The organism is Streptococcus nakanonensis, assembly GCF_059738785.1.
This window is the reverse complement of record NZ_AP027139.1, coordinates 149,985-163,525: the sequence shown is the minus strand read 5'-3', so window position 1 is coordinate 163,525 and position 13,541 is coordinate 149,985. Positions and strand designations below refer to the sequence as shown.

General features: G+C 38.3%; 15 protein-coding genes. 4 read left to right on the top strand and 11 right to left on the bottom strand.

Annotation, left to right across the window (positions count from 1 at the left end):
• Nucleotides 1-18 precede the first annotated feature (18 nt).
• Both argS and AC6I9F_RS00840 read left to right on the top strand, forming a co-directional pair.
• Complete coding sequence (gene argS, locus AC6I9F_RS00845) at nucleotides 19-1,710, top strand: arginine--tRNA ligase (RefSeq protein WP_498022221.1); 1,692 nt, start codon at nucleotides 19-21, stop codon at nucleotides 1,708-1,710.
• Between the two features lie 387 nt (nucleotides 1,711-2,097).
• Nucleotides 2,098-2,343 (top strand): hypothetical protein, encoded by a 246-nt coding sequence (locus AC6I9F_RS00840; protein WP_000084861.1) that lies wholly within the window; start codon nucleotides 2,098-2,100, stop codon nucleotides 2,341-2,343.
• A gap of 141 nt (nucleotides 2,344-2,484) precedes the next feature.
• Here AC6I9F_RS00840 and AC6I9F_RS00835 read toward each other — a convergent pair whose 3' ends face one another.
• From AC6I9F_RS00835 to AC6I9F_RS00810, 6 genes are all read right to left on the bottom strand, one after another.
• Nucleotides 2,485-2,793 carry a hypothetical protein gene (locus AC6I9F_RS00835; protein ID WP_498022219.1) on the bottom strand — a complete coding sequence of 103 codons (309 nt, stop codon included), beginning with the start codon at nucleotides 2,791-2,793 and terminating at the stop codon, nucleotides 2,485-2,487.
• 73 nt (nucleotides 2,794-2,866) lie between these two features.
• Nucleotides 2,867-3,283, bottom strand: coding sequence for a hypothetical protein (locus tag AC6I9F_RS00830; protein ID WP_498022218.1), 417 nt, complete (start codon nucleotides 3,281-3,283; stop codon nucleotides 2,867-2,869).
• Nucleotides 3,284-3,293: 10 nt separating this feature from the next.
• The gene (locus tag AC6I9F_RS00825; RefSeq protein WP_231075183.1) at nucleotides 3,294-3,908 is read right to left on the bottom strand and encodes a CPBP family intramembrane glutamic endopeptidase; all 615 of its coding nucleotides are present in this window, start codon (nucleotides 3,906-3,908) and stop codon (nucleotides 3,294-3,296) included.
• Between the two features lie 2 nt (nucleotides 3,909-3,910).
• The gene (locus tag AC6I9F_RS00820; protein WP_173275283.1) at nucleotides 3,911-5,065 is read right to left on the bottom strand and encodes an ABC transporter permease; all 1,155 of its coding nucleotides are present in this window, start codon (nucleotides 5,063-5,065) and stop codon (nucleotides 3,911-3,913) included.
• Nucleotides 5,055-5,735, bottom strand: a complete 681-nt coding sequence (locus AC6I9F_RS00815; protein WP_498022216.1) for an ABC transporter ATP-binding protein — start codon at nucleotides 5,733-5,735, stop codon at nucleotides 5,055-5,057. Before AC6I9F_RS00815 ends, AC6I9F_RS00820 begins: the two co-directional genes overlap by 11 nt.
• 350 nt (nucleotides 5,736-6,085) lie before the next feature.
• Complete coding sequence (locus AC6I9F_RS00810; protein WP_049524741.1) at nucleotides 6,086-7,006, bottom strand: helix-turn-helix domain-containing protein; 921 nt, start codon at nucleotides 7,004-7,006, stop codon at nucleotides 6,086-6,088.
• 230 nt (nucleotides 7,007-7,236) lie between these two features.
• Here AC6I9F_RS00810 and AC6I9F_RS00805 point away from each other — a divergent pair, with 230 nt between their 5' ends.
• Complete coding sequence (locus AC6I9F_RS00805) at nucleotides 7,237-8,253, top strand: NAD(P)H-dependent glycerol-3-phosphate dehydrogenase (protein WP_498022214.1); 1,017 nt, start codon at nucleotides 7,237-7,239, stop codon at nucleotides 8,251-8,253.
• Nucleotides 8,254-8,274: 21 nt separating this feature from the next.
• On the top strand, nucleotides 8,275-9,174 hold the full coding sequence (gene galU / locus AC6I9F_RS00800; protein WP_498022212.1) for a UTP--glucose-1-phosphate uridylyltransferase GalU: 900 nt from the start codon (nucleotides 8,275-8,277) through the stop codon (nucleotides 9,172-9,174).
• A gap of 53 nt (nucleotides 9,175-9,227) precedes the next feature.
• Here the strand turns inward: galU and AC6I9F_RS00795 are convergent, their stop codons facing one another.
• The 5 genes from AC6I9F_RS00795 to AC6I9F_RS00775 form a co-directional block, all read right to left on the bottom strand.
• Complete coding sequence (locus AC6I9F_RS00795) at nucleotides 9,228-9,902, bottom strand: rhomboid family intramembrane serine protease (protein ID WP_498022210.1); 675 nt, start codon at nucleotides 9,900-9,902, stop codon at nucleotides 9,228-9,230.
• The gene (locus AC6I9F_RS00790) at nucleotides 9,886-10,425 is read right to left on the bottom strand and encodes a 5-formyltetrahydrofolate cyclo-ligase (RefSeq protein ID WP_498022208.1); all 540 of its coding nucleotides are present in this window, start codon (nucleotides 10,423-10,425) and stop codon (nucleotides 9,886-9,888) included. Before AC6I9F_RS00790 ends, AC6I9F_RS00795 begins: the two co-directional genes overlap by 17 nt.
• An 11-nt stretch (nucleotides 10,426-10,436) precedes the next feature.
• On the bottom strand, nucleotides 10,437-11,567 hold the full coding sequence (locus AC6I9F_RS00785) for an N-acetyldiaminopimelate deacetylase (protein ID WP_498022206.1): 1,131 nt from the start codon (nucleotides 11,565-11,567) through the stop codon (nucleotides 10,437-10,439).
• Between the two features lie 67 nt (nucleotides 11,568-11,634).
• Nucleotides 11,635-12,333 (bottom strand): 2,3,4,5-tetrahydropyridine-2,6-dicarboxylate N-acetyltransferase, encoded by a 699-nt coding sequence (gene dapD / locus AC6I9F_RS00780; RefSeq protein WP_218764653.1) that lies wholly within the window; start codon nucleotides 12,331-12,333, stop codon nucleotides 11,635-11,637.
• A 228-nt stretch (nucleotides 12,334-12,561) separates the two neighbouring features.
• Nucleotides 12,562-13,473 carry a DMT family transporter gene (locus AC6I9F_RS00775; RefSeq protein WP_498022204.1) on the bottom strand — a complete coding sequence of 304 codons (912 nt, stop codon included), beginning with the start codon at nucleotides 13,471-13,473 and terminating at the stop codon, nucleotides 12,562-12,564.
• Nucleotides 13,474-13,541: the final 68 nt, after the last annotated feature.

The following is a 13,541-nucleotide window of genomic DNA, read 5'->3' as shown; positions in this document are numbered from 1 at the left end:
GTCCAAAAGGAGCTCATAATGAATACAAAAGAATTGATTGCTAGCGAATTGGCTAGCGTCATTGATAGCCTGAACCAAGAGGCTATTTTAAATTTACTGGAAACCCCTAAAAACTCAGAAATGGGAGACATTGCTTTCCCTGCTTTTTCTCTTGCAAAAGTCGAACGTAAAGCACCTCAAATGATTGCGGCTGAACTGGCTGAAAAAATTAACAGCCAAGCCTTTGAGAAGGTTGTCGCAACGGGACCTTACGTTAACTTTTTCCTTGATAAATCTGCCATTTCTGCTCAAGTATTGCAAGCTGTTATCACTGAAAAAGAACACTATGCTGATCAAACTATTGGCAAACAAGAAAATGTTGTTATCGATATGTCTAGTCCCAATATCGCTAAACCATTCTCTATTGGTCACCTGCGCTCAACTGTTATCGGAGATAGCTTGTCACATATCTTCCAAAAAATCGGTTATCAAACAGTCAAGGTCAACCATTTGGGAGACTGGGGTAAACAGTTTGGGATGTTGATTGTTGCCTACAAAAAATGGGGCGACGAAGAAGCTGTAAAAGCTCATCCAATTGATGAACTTCTTAAACTCTATGTCCGCATCAATGCTGAGGCTGAAAATGACCCTAGCTTGGATGAAGAAGCACGCGAATGGTTCCGTAAGCTTGAAAATGGCGACGAGGAAGCTCTCGCTCTTTGGCAATGGTTCCGTGATGAAAGTTTAGTGGAATTTAACCGCCTTTACAATGAATTGCAAGTCGAATTTGACAGCTACAACGGAGAAGCCTTCTACAACGATAAGATGGATGCAGTTGTAGACATTCTTTCTGAAAAAGGCCTTCTTGTTGAATCAGAGGGTGCCCAAGTTGTCAACCTTGAGAAATACGGAATTGAACATCCAGCCCTTATCAAGAAATCTGATGGTGCAACTCTCTATATCACTCGTGACTTGGCTGCAGCTCTTTACCGTAAAAACGAATACCAATTTGCCAAATCTATCTACGTAGTTGGTCAAGAACAATCTGCCCACTTTAAACAGCTCAAAGCTGTCTTGCAAGAAATGGGCTACGACTGGAGTGACGACATTACTCACGTTCCTTTTGGTTTGGTTACCAAAGAAGGGAAAAAACTCTCTACTCGTAAAGGGAATGTCATCTTGCTAGAGCCTACAGTTGCAGAGGCCGTTAGTCGTGCCAAAACCCAAATCGAAGCTAAAAATCCTGAACTTGAAAATAAAGACCAAGTAGCGCATGCTGTTGGGGTTGGAGCCATTAAATTCTATGACCTCAAAACCGACCGTACAAATGGATACGACTTCGACCTAGAAGCTATGGTATCCTTCGAGGGTGAAACTGGGCCTTACGTTCAATATGCCTACGCTCGTATCCAATCGATCTTACGTAAAGCGGATTTCAAACCAGAAACAGCTGGCAACTATAGCTTGAATGATACTGAAAGCTGGGAAATCATCAAACTCATCCAAGACTTCCCACGTATTATCAACCGTGCGGCGGATAACTTTGAACCTTCTATCATTGCTAAATTTGCAATTAGCCTGGCTCAAGCCTTTAACAAATATTATGCACACACTCGCATCTTGGATGAAAGTCCAGAACGCGACAGCCGTCTAGCCCTCAGCTACGCAACCGCAGTCGTTCTCAAAGAAGCCCTTCGCTTGCTTGGAGTAGAAGCGCCAGAGAAGATGTAAATCGTTACAAGAGACTGGAACTAAAGTTCCTAGTCTCTTGACGGCAATCGCTATATGGCGAATTGCCTAAACGCTTCACTAGTTCTGGAACATAAATATTATCGATTTATGTTCCAGAACGTCGTAATCTTAAAGCTATTGGAACTAAAGTTCCTAATTGTTAGACGCTAGCCGCTTATATGCGGACTAGCTAACTGCTTCACTAGTCATAATCTTCAAGTTACTTGATTGCAAAATAATCTAAGTAACTTACACTAAAGCCTATACGGACTTTGGTTTAGAGGTCTATCAAAAATCTTATCAAGTTTTGCTAACTTGCTCTGCTACTTTAGGTCCACTAAATCGATTTACTCACTACTACTTCTTTATCATACAGGGAGATATCCTATGAGCCAATATGCTTATATCCTCGTTGTGATTAGCTTGGTTTTCCTTTTTCTGCTCAATAAGTACGAGAAGGAACGGCTTCAAAGGCTCTACCAAGAACAACTTTTGAAGGATGAAACATTTAGGGCTGACATCAAAGAGAAAATTCAAACGACTGAAAACATCAATGATGTCATTGCATATATCAATAAAACTTACCATCTGGGAATGTTGCTATCAAAAGACATTACAGATCAGTTGAAATAAACCTAGCTATTCTTTAAGAAATATCAAAACCGAGACTAAGAGTTTATCCCTTCGTCTCGGTTTTAGTATGTTCAATTGAAACAAGTGTTGAAAACTTGTTGTAGCAATTCTAATATAGGGATGGATAGACTTTCAAAAATATCATTTACAAATATTTTTAAAGAAATTAAACTCCCTATATTTACTATTCTTATAGACTGTTAAATCAACATCCTCTACAACTTCTTTCACATCTATATTGACATCATAGGGCAAAGAAAGAAAATCTAAATTATAAAATTCTGTACTCATCTCTTTTAAAATAAGAAGGTCTAACAAGTAGTCCTCCACTCTGATTTCAACTTGAATTGTCTTAGACATGAAACTTTTTAGAATCATAAAGTCCTTTACTTGCTTTCTCTTAGAACCGATATACTCAAATCTTTTTCGTTCAAAAATAATTTTCTCCAAATGTTACACCATTTCAATCATATCATTTTCTAAATAACTGCAGAAGCAATTCTTCTTTTTAATGCAGGCCTCATTAAAATTTCCCTTGTTTAATTCTCCCAAAACATTTTGAAATAGTGCAAATAAAAGCTCCTAGTAAAAATTCCTGCAAGAAAAATCCAAGATAAGTTCCTAACTGTAAATTTCTATTGAATGTAAATACGGAAGTTTCAGATTGAATCGTATTTTGTTCTATAAGCGTCATAGGAGTAACTCTGAAAATTCCAAACATCATTAAGGTATAGATTATTCCAAAAATAATTAATAACACCCAGCTGTGCTTACTTCTAGAAGAAATACTTCCCGATAACAAAGCTAACAATATTGACGGTATAATTTGTACAAATAGCATAAATTGAAAAATGTTAAGATTCTCTAATACTATAAAACATGTTGAAAATTCTACAATTAATAAACAAGAAAATATTTTATCTATTTTTGTCAGTCTCATTTTATCTCCCTTATATAAAATCTAACATAATATTCCATAACGCATGGATAGTTGTCGGCAAAAAGATACTGTCTGTTTTACTTCTAATCCCATACAATACGATTGAAATAGGAACTCTATAAATTAAATTTTCTAAAATAATTCCATCCATATGCCCTAAATAACTAAATATCAAGCTCTGAATTAAACATATTATAAAAAAATTACTGCATAATTTCTTTAGTATTTCAGGGACTAACAAGCGATATACAAACTCTTCCTCCCAAGCGATTATAAAATTTACTAGAATAAAAAACAATATGTAAATGATTGAATTATAGTCTGTTGTATATAGAAATACAAATATTGTTATTAAAGTAATCTGAAGAATATAAAGGCCAACTTGTTTGTAGGATATAAATTGTTTAACCCTTATATTTATTAACTTTCCTTTCTCCAATATCCACCATAATAATAGTGATGTTCCCGCAAATAAGATTCTTTCTCCTAGCATCATTTTTAACATGCCTGCTCTGTCTAGTAAAAGAGCTATAATAGCATCTCCCAGCATAATTGATAATAGTGGAAAAAATGCTACAGATATGAGTACAATAATAATTTCAAATTTTCTTAGATTACTATCCATCATTACCTTAGACCTTCAATAACATTTTTATTTGCTGCAACCATTGCAGGCATAATACTAAATACAATTCCAAATACACCCGTTGTGAATAGAGTAATCAAAATATGATCCAGAGTTAATGTCGTAACAAAACCACTCATATTCATTAAAATAACAAATAATGTCGCTACTCCAATACCAGCTATAGCTCCCATAATCGATAAAAGAGTCCCCTCCATCATATATGATTGATAAATATCAGATTTTTTAGCTCCCAAAGCTCGACGAATCGCTATCTCCTTGCTACGTTCGCTAACAGAAGACAACATAGCATTCATAACCCCAAAACCAGCTACAAAAATTGAAATGCTTGATAAAAGTGCAATGAAATTTAATATTGTAGTAGCTTGAGCCTTTGTTTCCTCATATACCCTTCTATTATCTATATATGCATAGGTTCCTTCCTTTCGGAATGTTCCATAAGTATCTAAAGCAGATAAAGCCTTATTTATATTCTCCAACTGATTAGTTTCTACCACTAACTCATCAAAATATTCCCTTTTTCCTAAAAGTAACTCTTTGATTTCATTAGTAACCAATAAAGAAGGTAATCTTTCATTAACAGCTGATCCATAATATATTGCCTGAATTGGATATTCTTTCCCAGATATATTGATAGTCTCTCCTAAAAAAGTTTCAATATTTTCCTTTCGAGTCAATGACATGAGAGCCTTATCGCTAATAGCTACACCGCCATCTAGTTCCTCTAAGGCTCTTCCTTTTAATAAAGCAGGCATAACTAAACCATTCTTATTCAAATCGCCCAATGTTCGAAAACTAAGATTCTGCTTAGAATCATTAAAATACGTTTCAGCATACAAAGCATAAGAGCTGGAAGAAAGTCTTGCATGTTTTCCAATAGTTTGCTCAACCAATTGTTTATCTTCCTGTGTAAACCCTCTAATATCCAACATATTCTGAGGAGTATAAGTCATTGTTGCTGTGTCTTCTTCTATCTTTAAATCATTACCTAATGTAGAAGTTGTATATGAAGAACTTGATAGTATTACTAATAAAACAAATGTTGCCACTGTGATGGCTAAGGATGTCAGAATACTTTGTCTTTTATTCCTCTTTAACAGCTTTAGAGTATCTATTAACAGCTTTTTAAACTTCATGTAATCCTTCTCCTTCAGATGTTAGATACCCATTTTTCATTCGATACCTTGTTCTACAATGACTGGCAACAAACTCATCGTGAGTTACTACAATAATTGTCATTCCAGAATGATTCAAATTTTGTAGAATTTGCAATATCTCATTCCTATTTTTCTCATCTAATGCACCTGTAGGTTCATCCGCTATAAGAAATCTAGGTTTATGAGCAAGAGCTCTAATTAAAGCAACTCGTTGCTTCTGTCCGCCTGATAAATGACTTGGGTACTCATTCACCTTATCTATAAGCCCTAAGTCTTGTAATAAACTATCAATGTATTCTATATCTGGCTGTTGGTCAGAATATAGGAATGATAATAAAATATTTTCTTTAACAGTATATTCATCAATAAGATGAAATTGTTGAAAAACAAATCCAATATCACGATTACGGTAACTTGCTTGTTGATTTTCATTTAACTTCTCAATACTTTTTCCGTCTAATATATATTCTCCTTCAAATTCAGAATCAATCAGTCCCAAAATATTGATAAATGTCGATTTGCCCGAACCTGATGGTCCCATTATCGATACAAATTCTCCTTCAACTACCTTAAAATTTATTTCTCTTAAGACATTATTTTTTAGCGTCCCTTGTCCGTAACTTTTACTAATATTTTTTAGTTCTAACATAGACCTTCCTATTCTATCTTTATTATTTATAAATCCAAAAAATGGCAACAACTAGCACTAACATATTTTCTCTCCTTATTTTTTCTACAGGATTATTATACTTCTATGTTACACATTCGCCAAGGTCATAAATGTCACTAATTTTAACAACTTATCTACTAATGAGTACTCAATTAGTATAAAAAGAAACTAGATACGAACTCAATCTAAGGGAAAAACATAATAACTCTTTAAACGATAAAACGCATAATATCAAGTTTTTAAACACCTGATATCATGCGTTTTTATGATTTCGAAAACTTTCTCGCGGTCTTTTTAACTAATGACATTTTTGTCACTTTTTTTATTTTCTAATGTTTATTTTTAAAAAAATCTTGGAGGTCATGTTGCCATTGTTTTTCTAGCTGTTCTATCAAATGACTATTATCAATCATTCTAGCAAATACTTTTGCTTCTTGAAAATAATTTTCAGCTACTGGATAATCTTTTTTTACAAATAATGCATAGCGCCACTCCCATAGTCGAATAATTGGTTTTTTCTGATAGTCGTATGACTTTGAGGTAATTTCATTTAATTTATAGAGAATATCTTCAAATTGACTGTAATTAGCAATTTTTTCAAATATTCCTAACAACAAAAGTAATGAATCTCTGATTAGAAATGAATATTCAATATCAAACATCTCAACTTGTTGTAAAATTTTATCAGCTATTACTAAGAAGGTATTCACTTCAATCTCATCTATTATCGTATCTTGGTGTACTAATCTTACCAAAAATAGCTTTATGATTAAAATATCGTTAACTTCATATTTTGATTTCAACAAAATGTGATCGAAATACTCTTGTAAAATCATTCCTAAATTGCTATCATCATTCCACCAACCAAAGTCATCATATGCTTGTAAAACATCTATGATAAATCTTTCTTCCTCAGGTAGCCTATCATAATACTCTTCAAAAATCTTATCAAAAACACTCTCTTTCTTTTGGGCGATAGTTTCATCTTCGTATGTAGGAGTCCTCATCAAGAAATACTTCAATTCTAGGTATTCCTTATCCAACTCTATATAACTTGGCATCAACTTGTAATCTTCAACTCCCAAACGCTCAGCGATATATTTTAACTTTGTTAGTGTTGGTCTGGATTCTCCATTTTCAATTCTAATTAATTGACGGATACTTAATTCAGACTCATCACCACAAAATTCTGAACGACTGATTTTTTTAGCCAAACGTAATCTTTTAATTTTTTCGCCAAACTCTCGCAACCTACAAGAACCTCCTGAGTTGTTTACCTCTATTATAGCATATACTGAATCAAACTATCTATCAGATTTCTTCTCACTTTAACTAAAGACTAAAGACTAAGAGTTTATCACTTCGTCTCGGTTTTTATATATTTTTCAAGCAACAAAGCCACCACTCCCCCAGCAATGCAAGTGCAAAATCCCCTAGAATATGATAGAATAAGAGAAAGAACTCTATCAAGGAGGAAATCATGGAAAAACAAACCGTCGCCGTCTTGGGGCCTGGTTCTTGGGGAACTGCCCTTTCACAAGTCTTAAATGACAATGGACACGAGGTACGTATTTGGGGAAATCTTCCCGAGCAAATCAATGAAATTAATACACACCATACTAATAAGCACTACTTTAAAGATGTCATCCTAGACGAAAATATCATTGCCTACACCGACTTAGCAGAGGCCTTGAAAGATGTAGATGCGATTTTGTTTGTTGTCCCAACAAAAGTGACACGACTTGTTGCCCAGCAAGTTGCACAAACCTTAGACCATAAGGCTATCATCATGCACGCATCAAAGGGATTAGAACCTGATAGTCATAAACGATTATCAACCATCCTTGAAGAAGAGATTCCTGAACAGCTCCGCAGTGATATCGTCGTTGTCTCAGGGCCTAGTCATGCGGAAGAAACCATTGTGCGTGACCTGACTTTAATCACTGCTGCTTCTAAAGATTTACAAACAGCTCAATACGTTCAGGAGCTATTTAGTAATCACTACTTCCGACTTTATACCAATACGGATGTTATCGGGGTCGAAACCGCTGGTGCTCTTAAAAACATTATCGCTGTCGGTGCTGGAGCCTTACATGGTTTAGGATTTGGTGACAATGCCAAGGCAGCCATCATCGCTCGAGGCTTGGCAGAAATTACCCGCCTAGGAGTAGCACTTGGGGCCAGTCCATTGACCTATAGTGGCTTATCCGGTGTAGGAGACTTGATCGTAACGGGAACCTCCATCCACTCTCGTAACTGGAGAGCCGGAGATGCTCTTGGTCGTGGAGAATCTCTAGCTGATATCGAAGCCAATATGGGCATGGTAATTGAAGGAATTTCGACGACCCGAGCAGCCTATGAACTAGCGCAAGAACTTGGAGTCTATATGCCGATTACACAAGCCATTTACCAAGTTATTTACCACGGAACCAATATCAAAGATGCCATTTATGACATCATGAACAATGAATTTAAAGCAGAAAATGAGTGGTCTTAACCCTCTAGAGAAAGGATTCTTATGGCACTGAAAGTTAGAAAAGCAGTCATTCCTGCCGCTGGACTAGGAACTCGATTTTTACCAGCAACCAAAGCACTTGCTAAAGAAATGTTGCCAATTGTGGACAAACCAACTATCCAGTTCATCGTGGAAGAGGCTCTCAAATCAGGTATTGAAGATATTCTGGTTGTCACTGGTAAATCAAAACGTTCTATTGAGGACCACTTTGACTCGAACTTTGAGCTTGAATACAATCTTAAGGAAAAAGGCAAAACAGATTTGTTAAAATTGGTAGATGAAGCAACTGGTATGCGCCTCCATTTCATTCGCCAAACTCACCCTCGTGGTCTTGGAGACGCTGTCCTACAAGCCAAAGCTTTTGTAGGGAATGAGCCTTTCGTTGTTATGCTGGGTGATGACCTTATGGACATCACAAATGAGAATGCCGTTCCTTTGACAAAACAACTGATGAATGATTACGAAAAGACACACGCATCAACCATTGCTGTCATGCCCGTACCACACGAAGACGTTTCATCATATGGAGTTATCGCTCCTCAAGGTGAAGGGATTAATGGTCTCTATAGCGTTGAAACTTTCGTTGAAAAACCAGCTCCCGAAGATGCACCAAGTGATTTAGCAATTATCGGTCGCTATCTTCTGACACCAGAAATTTTTGATATCCTCGAAAAGCAAGCTCCTGGTGCTGGAAATGAAATCCAGCTTACCGATGCTATAGATACGCTCAATAAAACACAGCGTGTTTTTGCCCGTGAATTTACAGGAGCTCGTTACGACGTTGGGGATAAGTTTGGATTTATGAAAACATCTATTGACTACGCCCTCAAGCACCCACAAGTCAAAGATGCCTTGAAAAATTACCTCATCCAACTTGGAAAAGAATTGGCTGAGAAGGAATAACATAAAAAGATAAGGTTCAAAAAATGCCTTATCTTTTTTCATTACATAAATTTTCATCCCATTCCCCTGTAGAGAAGCAAGACTGCGAGTCCTACGAACAAGACTACCGCTACCAGTCTCTGACTAGCGCTATACATCCGTCTTTCGCCTCGAACTGGAAAGATAACTGCTAGAAATGCGCCACCAACTGCACCACCGATATGACCTGCTAGACTGATTCCTGGAATCAGAACACTTCCAATAATGTTAACCATAAAAAGTGTCAGATAGGATTGGCCCAACTGCTGGATATAAGGATTACGCGTTGCATAGCGAAGAACAATAATCGCAGCAAATAGCCCATAGAGAGAAGTCGAGGCTCCTGCTGCTAAGGATTTGGGACTAAATACAAAAACAAAGAGATTGCCCATCATTCCTGATAAAAGATAGAGGAAGAAAAACTTCTTGGATCCGAAAATTTCCTCTACTTGCCTACCAAGATAATAGAGTGAAAGCATATTAACAATGAAATGCTCCCAACCAATATGAACAAAAATAGCCGAAAAGAGTCGCCAAATCTGCTCGGGAAAGAGCCGAATAGCAGGCCCATACATAGCTCCAAATCGAAATAATGTATCCGCCCTGTCAAAGTTTCCACCTGTAGTCACCAACATTAGTAGAAACACCAAGGCCGTCACTAAGAGGAAGAAACTCGTCACAGGGTAACGTCTATCAAAGATTTCTTTCATCAATCAGTACCTCCTCAACAGGAATATCATGCTTTTCAGGGATAAAGTCCTGAATTTGACAAGGATAGATCGTACTAAAAGTATGACCAGAAAAATGTTTCAGATAGCGATCATAATAACCTCCACCGTATCCAATCCGATATCCTTCCGTCGTAAAAACCAAGCCCGGAACATGAATCAAATCAATCTGAGAGGCATCCACTACTTCCAAATCTCCCTGTGGTTCCAGTAAGCCAAAGGAAGTTTTTACCAATTGTTGCGGATCATAGACCACAAAGTCCATGCGCCCCTTGGGATAGGTTTTGGGTATCAGAACCTTCTTGCCATCCTTCAGCGCCTGCTCAATCAGTTCCTGCGTTTGAAACTCATGAGGAAAAGAGAGGTAGGTTGCGATGACCTTGGCTTCTTGGTAAAAGGGGTGCTGTAAAAGTCGCTCGGTTAAAGTTTTATCTATAAACTGTTTTTGCTCTTGAGATATAGCCTTCATTTCTTGCAAGACTTGCTTGCGTAATTCTGCTTTCATAGACAATTCCTCTACTCTGCTGCCTTCTTTTTCAGGAAACTAGAGACCGCATCTACCCCAATGGCTAATGCTTCTTCCTTAGGACTCATCTGAGGATGATGAAGGGCGTAGGGACTATCAATACCTAGCCAGAACATAACGCCATCAACTTTTGAAAGGAGATAACCAAAGTCTTCACCTGTCATAGCAGGCTCGATATCAATCAACTCGATTCCGTCTTTCTCTTCAAAAAAGTCCATTAGTTCACGCGCCAAGGCTGGATGGTTCTCAACAGGTAGGTATCCACCTTGTTTGAGTTCCACTTCGACTTCCATATCAAAGGCAGCTGCAACCCCTTCTGCAACTGTTTTGACCCTCTTTTGTACCAAGAGACTCATGTCCTGAGTCAAGGCCCGAATAGTTCCATGCAAAAAGGCTGTGTCTGTGATAACATTGTTGGTGGTTCCGGCTTGGAAAAGACCAAAGGTCACCACTGCTCCCTCGATTGGGTTGACATTGCGGCTGACAACTGACTGCACCTGAGTCACAAAGTAACTAGCCGCCACCAAAGCGTCATTGGCTTCATGCGGAAAGGCTGCGTGTCCCCCTTTGCCTTTGAAACGGATTTTCACCTCACAAGTCCCTGCAAAGAGAGTGTGTGTATTGGTCGCAATCTGACCAACCTTCAAATCTGGTCGAACATGGAGGCCATAAAACTGATCTGGCAACCAGTCTCCAAAAGCGCCATCCTCATACATGAGCATGCCACCAGCTTCATTTTCTTCAGCAGGCTGAAACAGAAAGAGCAGATTGTTCTTTGGTTGCTCCTCAAGGGCGCGCTCTAAACAGCCCAAGGCAATGGTCATGTGGAAATCATGTCCACAAGCATGCATACGACCTTGGTGCTGGGAAGCGAAAGGAAGGCCTGTTTGTTCAACGATAGGCAGACCATCAATATCTGTTCTCCAACCAATAGTACGCTCTGGCTGACTTCCCTGCAAATAAACCAAAATACCTGTCCGCCAAGTTCGAACTTGGACAAAATCCTTGCCCGCAGTCAATTTCTCAATCACATCCAGCAAATAATCCTGAGTCTTGAACTCCTCCAAGCCAATCTCTGGAATCTGGTGCAAATCTCGTCTAGTCTGAATCAAATCTAACATCTATCTGTCCTCCTATATAGCAGAAAGAGGCTGGAAAAAGGGTTCCGCCTCTTTATTACTTTTACAATTATAAGGTACGAAGCGCATCCTCTAGCGCTGTTTTTTGTTGGGTTTGGGCATCAATCTCTTTGATAATGCGAGCTGGAACACCTGCTACCACCACGTTTTCTGGGACATCTTGGGTAACAATAGCTCCCGCTGCCACAACTGAACCACTACCAATTTGGACTCCTTCGATAACCACTGCATTAGCGCCGATAAGAACATTGTCTCCAACACGGACTGGTTCAGCGCTAGCTGGCTCAATCACACCTGCAAGAACGGCACCTGCACCAACGTGACTGTTTTTCCCAACGATAGCACGGCCACCAAGGATAGCCCCCATGTCAATCATGGTTCCTGCACCGATTTCAGCACCGATATTGATAACGGCTCCCATCATGATAACAGCATTGTCACCAATTTCAACCTGATCACGGATAATAGCACCTGGCTCGATACGAGCGTTGATAGCACGTTTATCTAGCAGAGGAACTGCTGAATTACGAGCATCTTGCTCAACAACATAGTCTTGATTTTCTACCAAACCTTCGAGAAGCGGAGCAACGTCCTTCCAGTCTCCAAATAGGACATTTCCTAGTTTAACAATAGATCCAGGTACAGCAGTTGCGAGTTGTCCTTCAAAGGTTACTTTCACACTGGTTTTCTTTTCAGCATTGGCGATAAATTGAATAATTTCTTGAGCATTCATTTTTGTAGCAGTCATAAAAGGCCTCTCATTCTTTATAATGATAACTATTCTACCAAAAAAGGCCTCAAATTTGAAGCCTTTTTGTCTGTTTTTAGGTATGATTTTTTAGGGATGTGAGATAAAACGTGCTGTCGGTAAAAGCAAGCCCCTACCGATACAACCTAAAAACACTCTTCACAACTATCTCCCCGTGTTTTATTGACTATTCTAGTATAGCACACTTTTAGAATTAAGAAAAGACTTTTATCTACTTTCTTTCGCTTCTTCTATAGACAAAAATATCATGGGTAAAATAATCAAGGCCATCGCTAGAAGAAGGGACCAATCCACTACCAATCCTAAGAACAAAACACTCAAGAGAGCAGAAGAGAGAGGTTCACTGGCACTGATAACAGAAACCACCAAAGGAGAAACCAAGGACACTGCCTTCATGGAAATGAAAAAGGCAAAAGCCGTCCCGAAAAAAGCGATAATGAGGCAAATCAAGATACTCCAAATATCCAGAGTAAAGGAAAGCTGGTAAACCGGCGAAAGGACATTGCTAAACAAACCTGCCAAAATCATCCCCCACCCAACCGTGGGTACAAAACCATAACGCTTCGCGAAAGGTTGGGGTAAGATAACATTAAACATAACACCCATGGCACTCAGCAAACCCGTCACAAGGGCTAGTGGTGTCATGGATAATTGAGAGAGATCGCCCTTTGTCGCCATCAGGCAAACACCCAACATGGCAATCAAAACATAGAAAATAGCACTTTTTGACGCTCGTTTTTGATAAACCAAGCGATTGTAAAAGAGGATAAAGACAGGACTTATAAACTGTAAAATAGTCGCTGTCGCTGCATTTGAGTATTCTACGCAGAGGTAGAAAAAATACTGGACTGAAAAAATCCCCAAAATAGCATAGGCCAAAAAGGGCAGGTAATTTTTCTTATCTCGCCAAATATCAAACACTTGCGATTTTAATTGCATCGCAGACCAAATGAGCACCAGACTCCCTGCCAGTGTTAAACGCATAGAGGTAATCCAGCCCGAAGACACCTGATAATGAGTAAAGAAATACTCTCCTAAAATTCCACAGATTCCCCAGATTAAGCCGGATAGAAGCGAATAAATGGTCCCTTTAACAATCTTTTTCTGATACTGATTCATACCTTTATTGTAACACGAAAGGGAAAAAGAAAAAAGTGGCAATCCATTGATTAGCCACTTCATTTAGC

What these genes read in the sequence shown, in the direction of transcription:
- AC6I9F_RS00785 (WP_498022206.1), bottom strand. Translation starts at nt 11,567, where the DNA reads ATGTTAGATTTGATTCAGACTAGACGAGATTTGCACCAGATTCCAGAG.
- argS (WP_498022221.1), top strand. Translation starts at nt 19, where the DNA reads ATGAATACAAAAGAATTGATTGCTAGCGAATTGGCTAGCGTCATTGAT.
- AC6I9F_RS00840 (WP_000084861.1), top strand. Translation starts at nt 2,098, where the DNA reads ATGAGCCAATATGCTTATATCCTCGTTGTGATTAGCTTGGTTTTCCTT.
- dapD (WP_218764653.1), bottom strand. Translation starts at nt 12,333, where the DNA reads ATGACTGCTACAAAAATGAATGCTCAAGAAATTATTCAATTTATCGCC.
- AC6I9F_RS00820 (WP_173275283.1), bottom strand. Translation starts at nt 5,065, where the DNA reads ATGAAGTTTAAAAAGCTGTTAATAGATACTCTAAAGCTGTTAAAGAGG.
- AC6I9F_RS00815 (WP_498022216.1), bottom strand. Translation starts at nt 5,735, where the DNA reads ATGTTAGAACTAAAAAATATTAGTAAAAGTTACGGACAAGGGACGCTA.
- AC6I9F_RS00795 (WP_498022210.1), bottom strand. Translation starts at nt 9,902, where the DNA reads ATGAAAGAAATCTTTGATAGACGTTACCCTGTGACGAGTTTCTTCCTC.
- AC6I9F_RS00805 (WP_498022214.1), top strand. Translation starts at nt 7,237, where the DNA reads ATGGAAAAACAAACCGTCGCCGTCTTGGGGCCTGGTTCTTGGGGAACT.
- AC6I9F_RS00825 (WP_231075183.1), bottom strand. Translation starts at nt 3,908, where the DNA reads ATGGATAGTAATCTAAGAAAATTTGAAATTATTATTGTACTCATATCT.
- AC6I9F_RS00775 (WP_498022204.1), bottom strand. Translation starts at nt 13,473, where the DNA reads ATGAATCAGTATCAGAAAAAGATTGTTAAAGGGACCATTTATTCGCTT.
- AC6I9F_RS00790 (WP_498022208.1), bottom strand. Translation starts at nt 10,425, where the DNA reads ATGAAAGCAGAATTACGCAAGCAAGTCTTGCAAGAAATGAAGGCTATA.
- galU (WP_498022212.1), top strand. Translation starts at nt 8,275, where the DNA reads ATGGCACTGAAAGTTAGAAAAGCAGTCATTCCTGCCGCTGGACTAGGA.
- AC6I9F_RS00830 (WP_498022218.1), bottom strand. Translation starts at nt 3,283, where the DNA reads ATGAGACTGACAAAAATAGATAAAATATTTTCTTGTTTATTAATTGTA.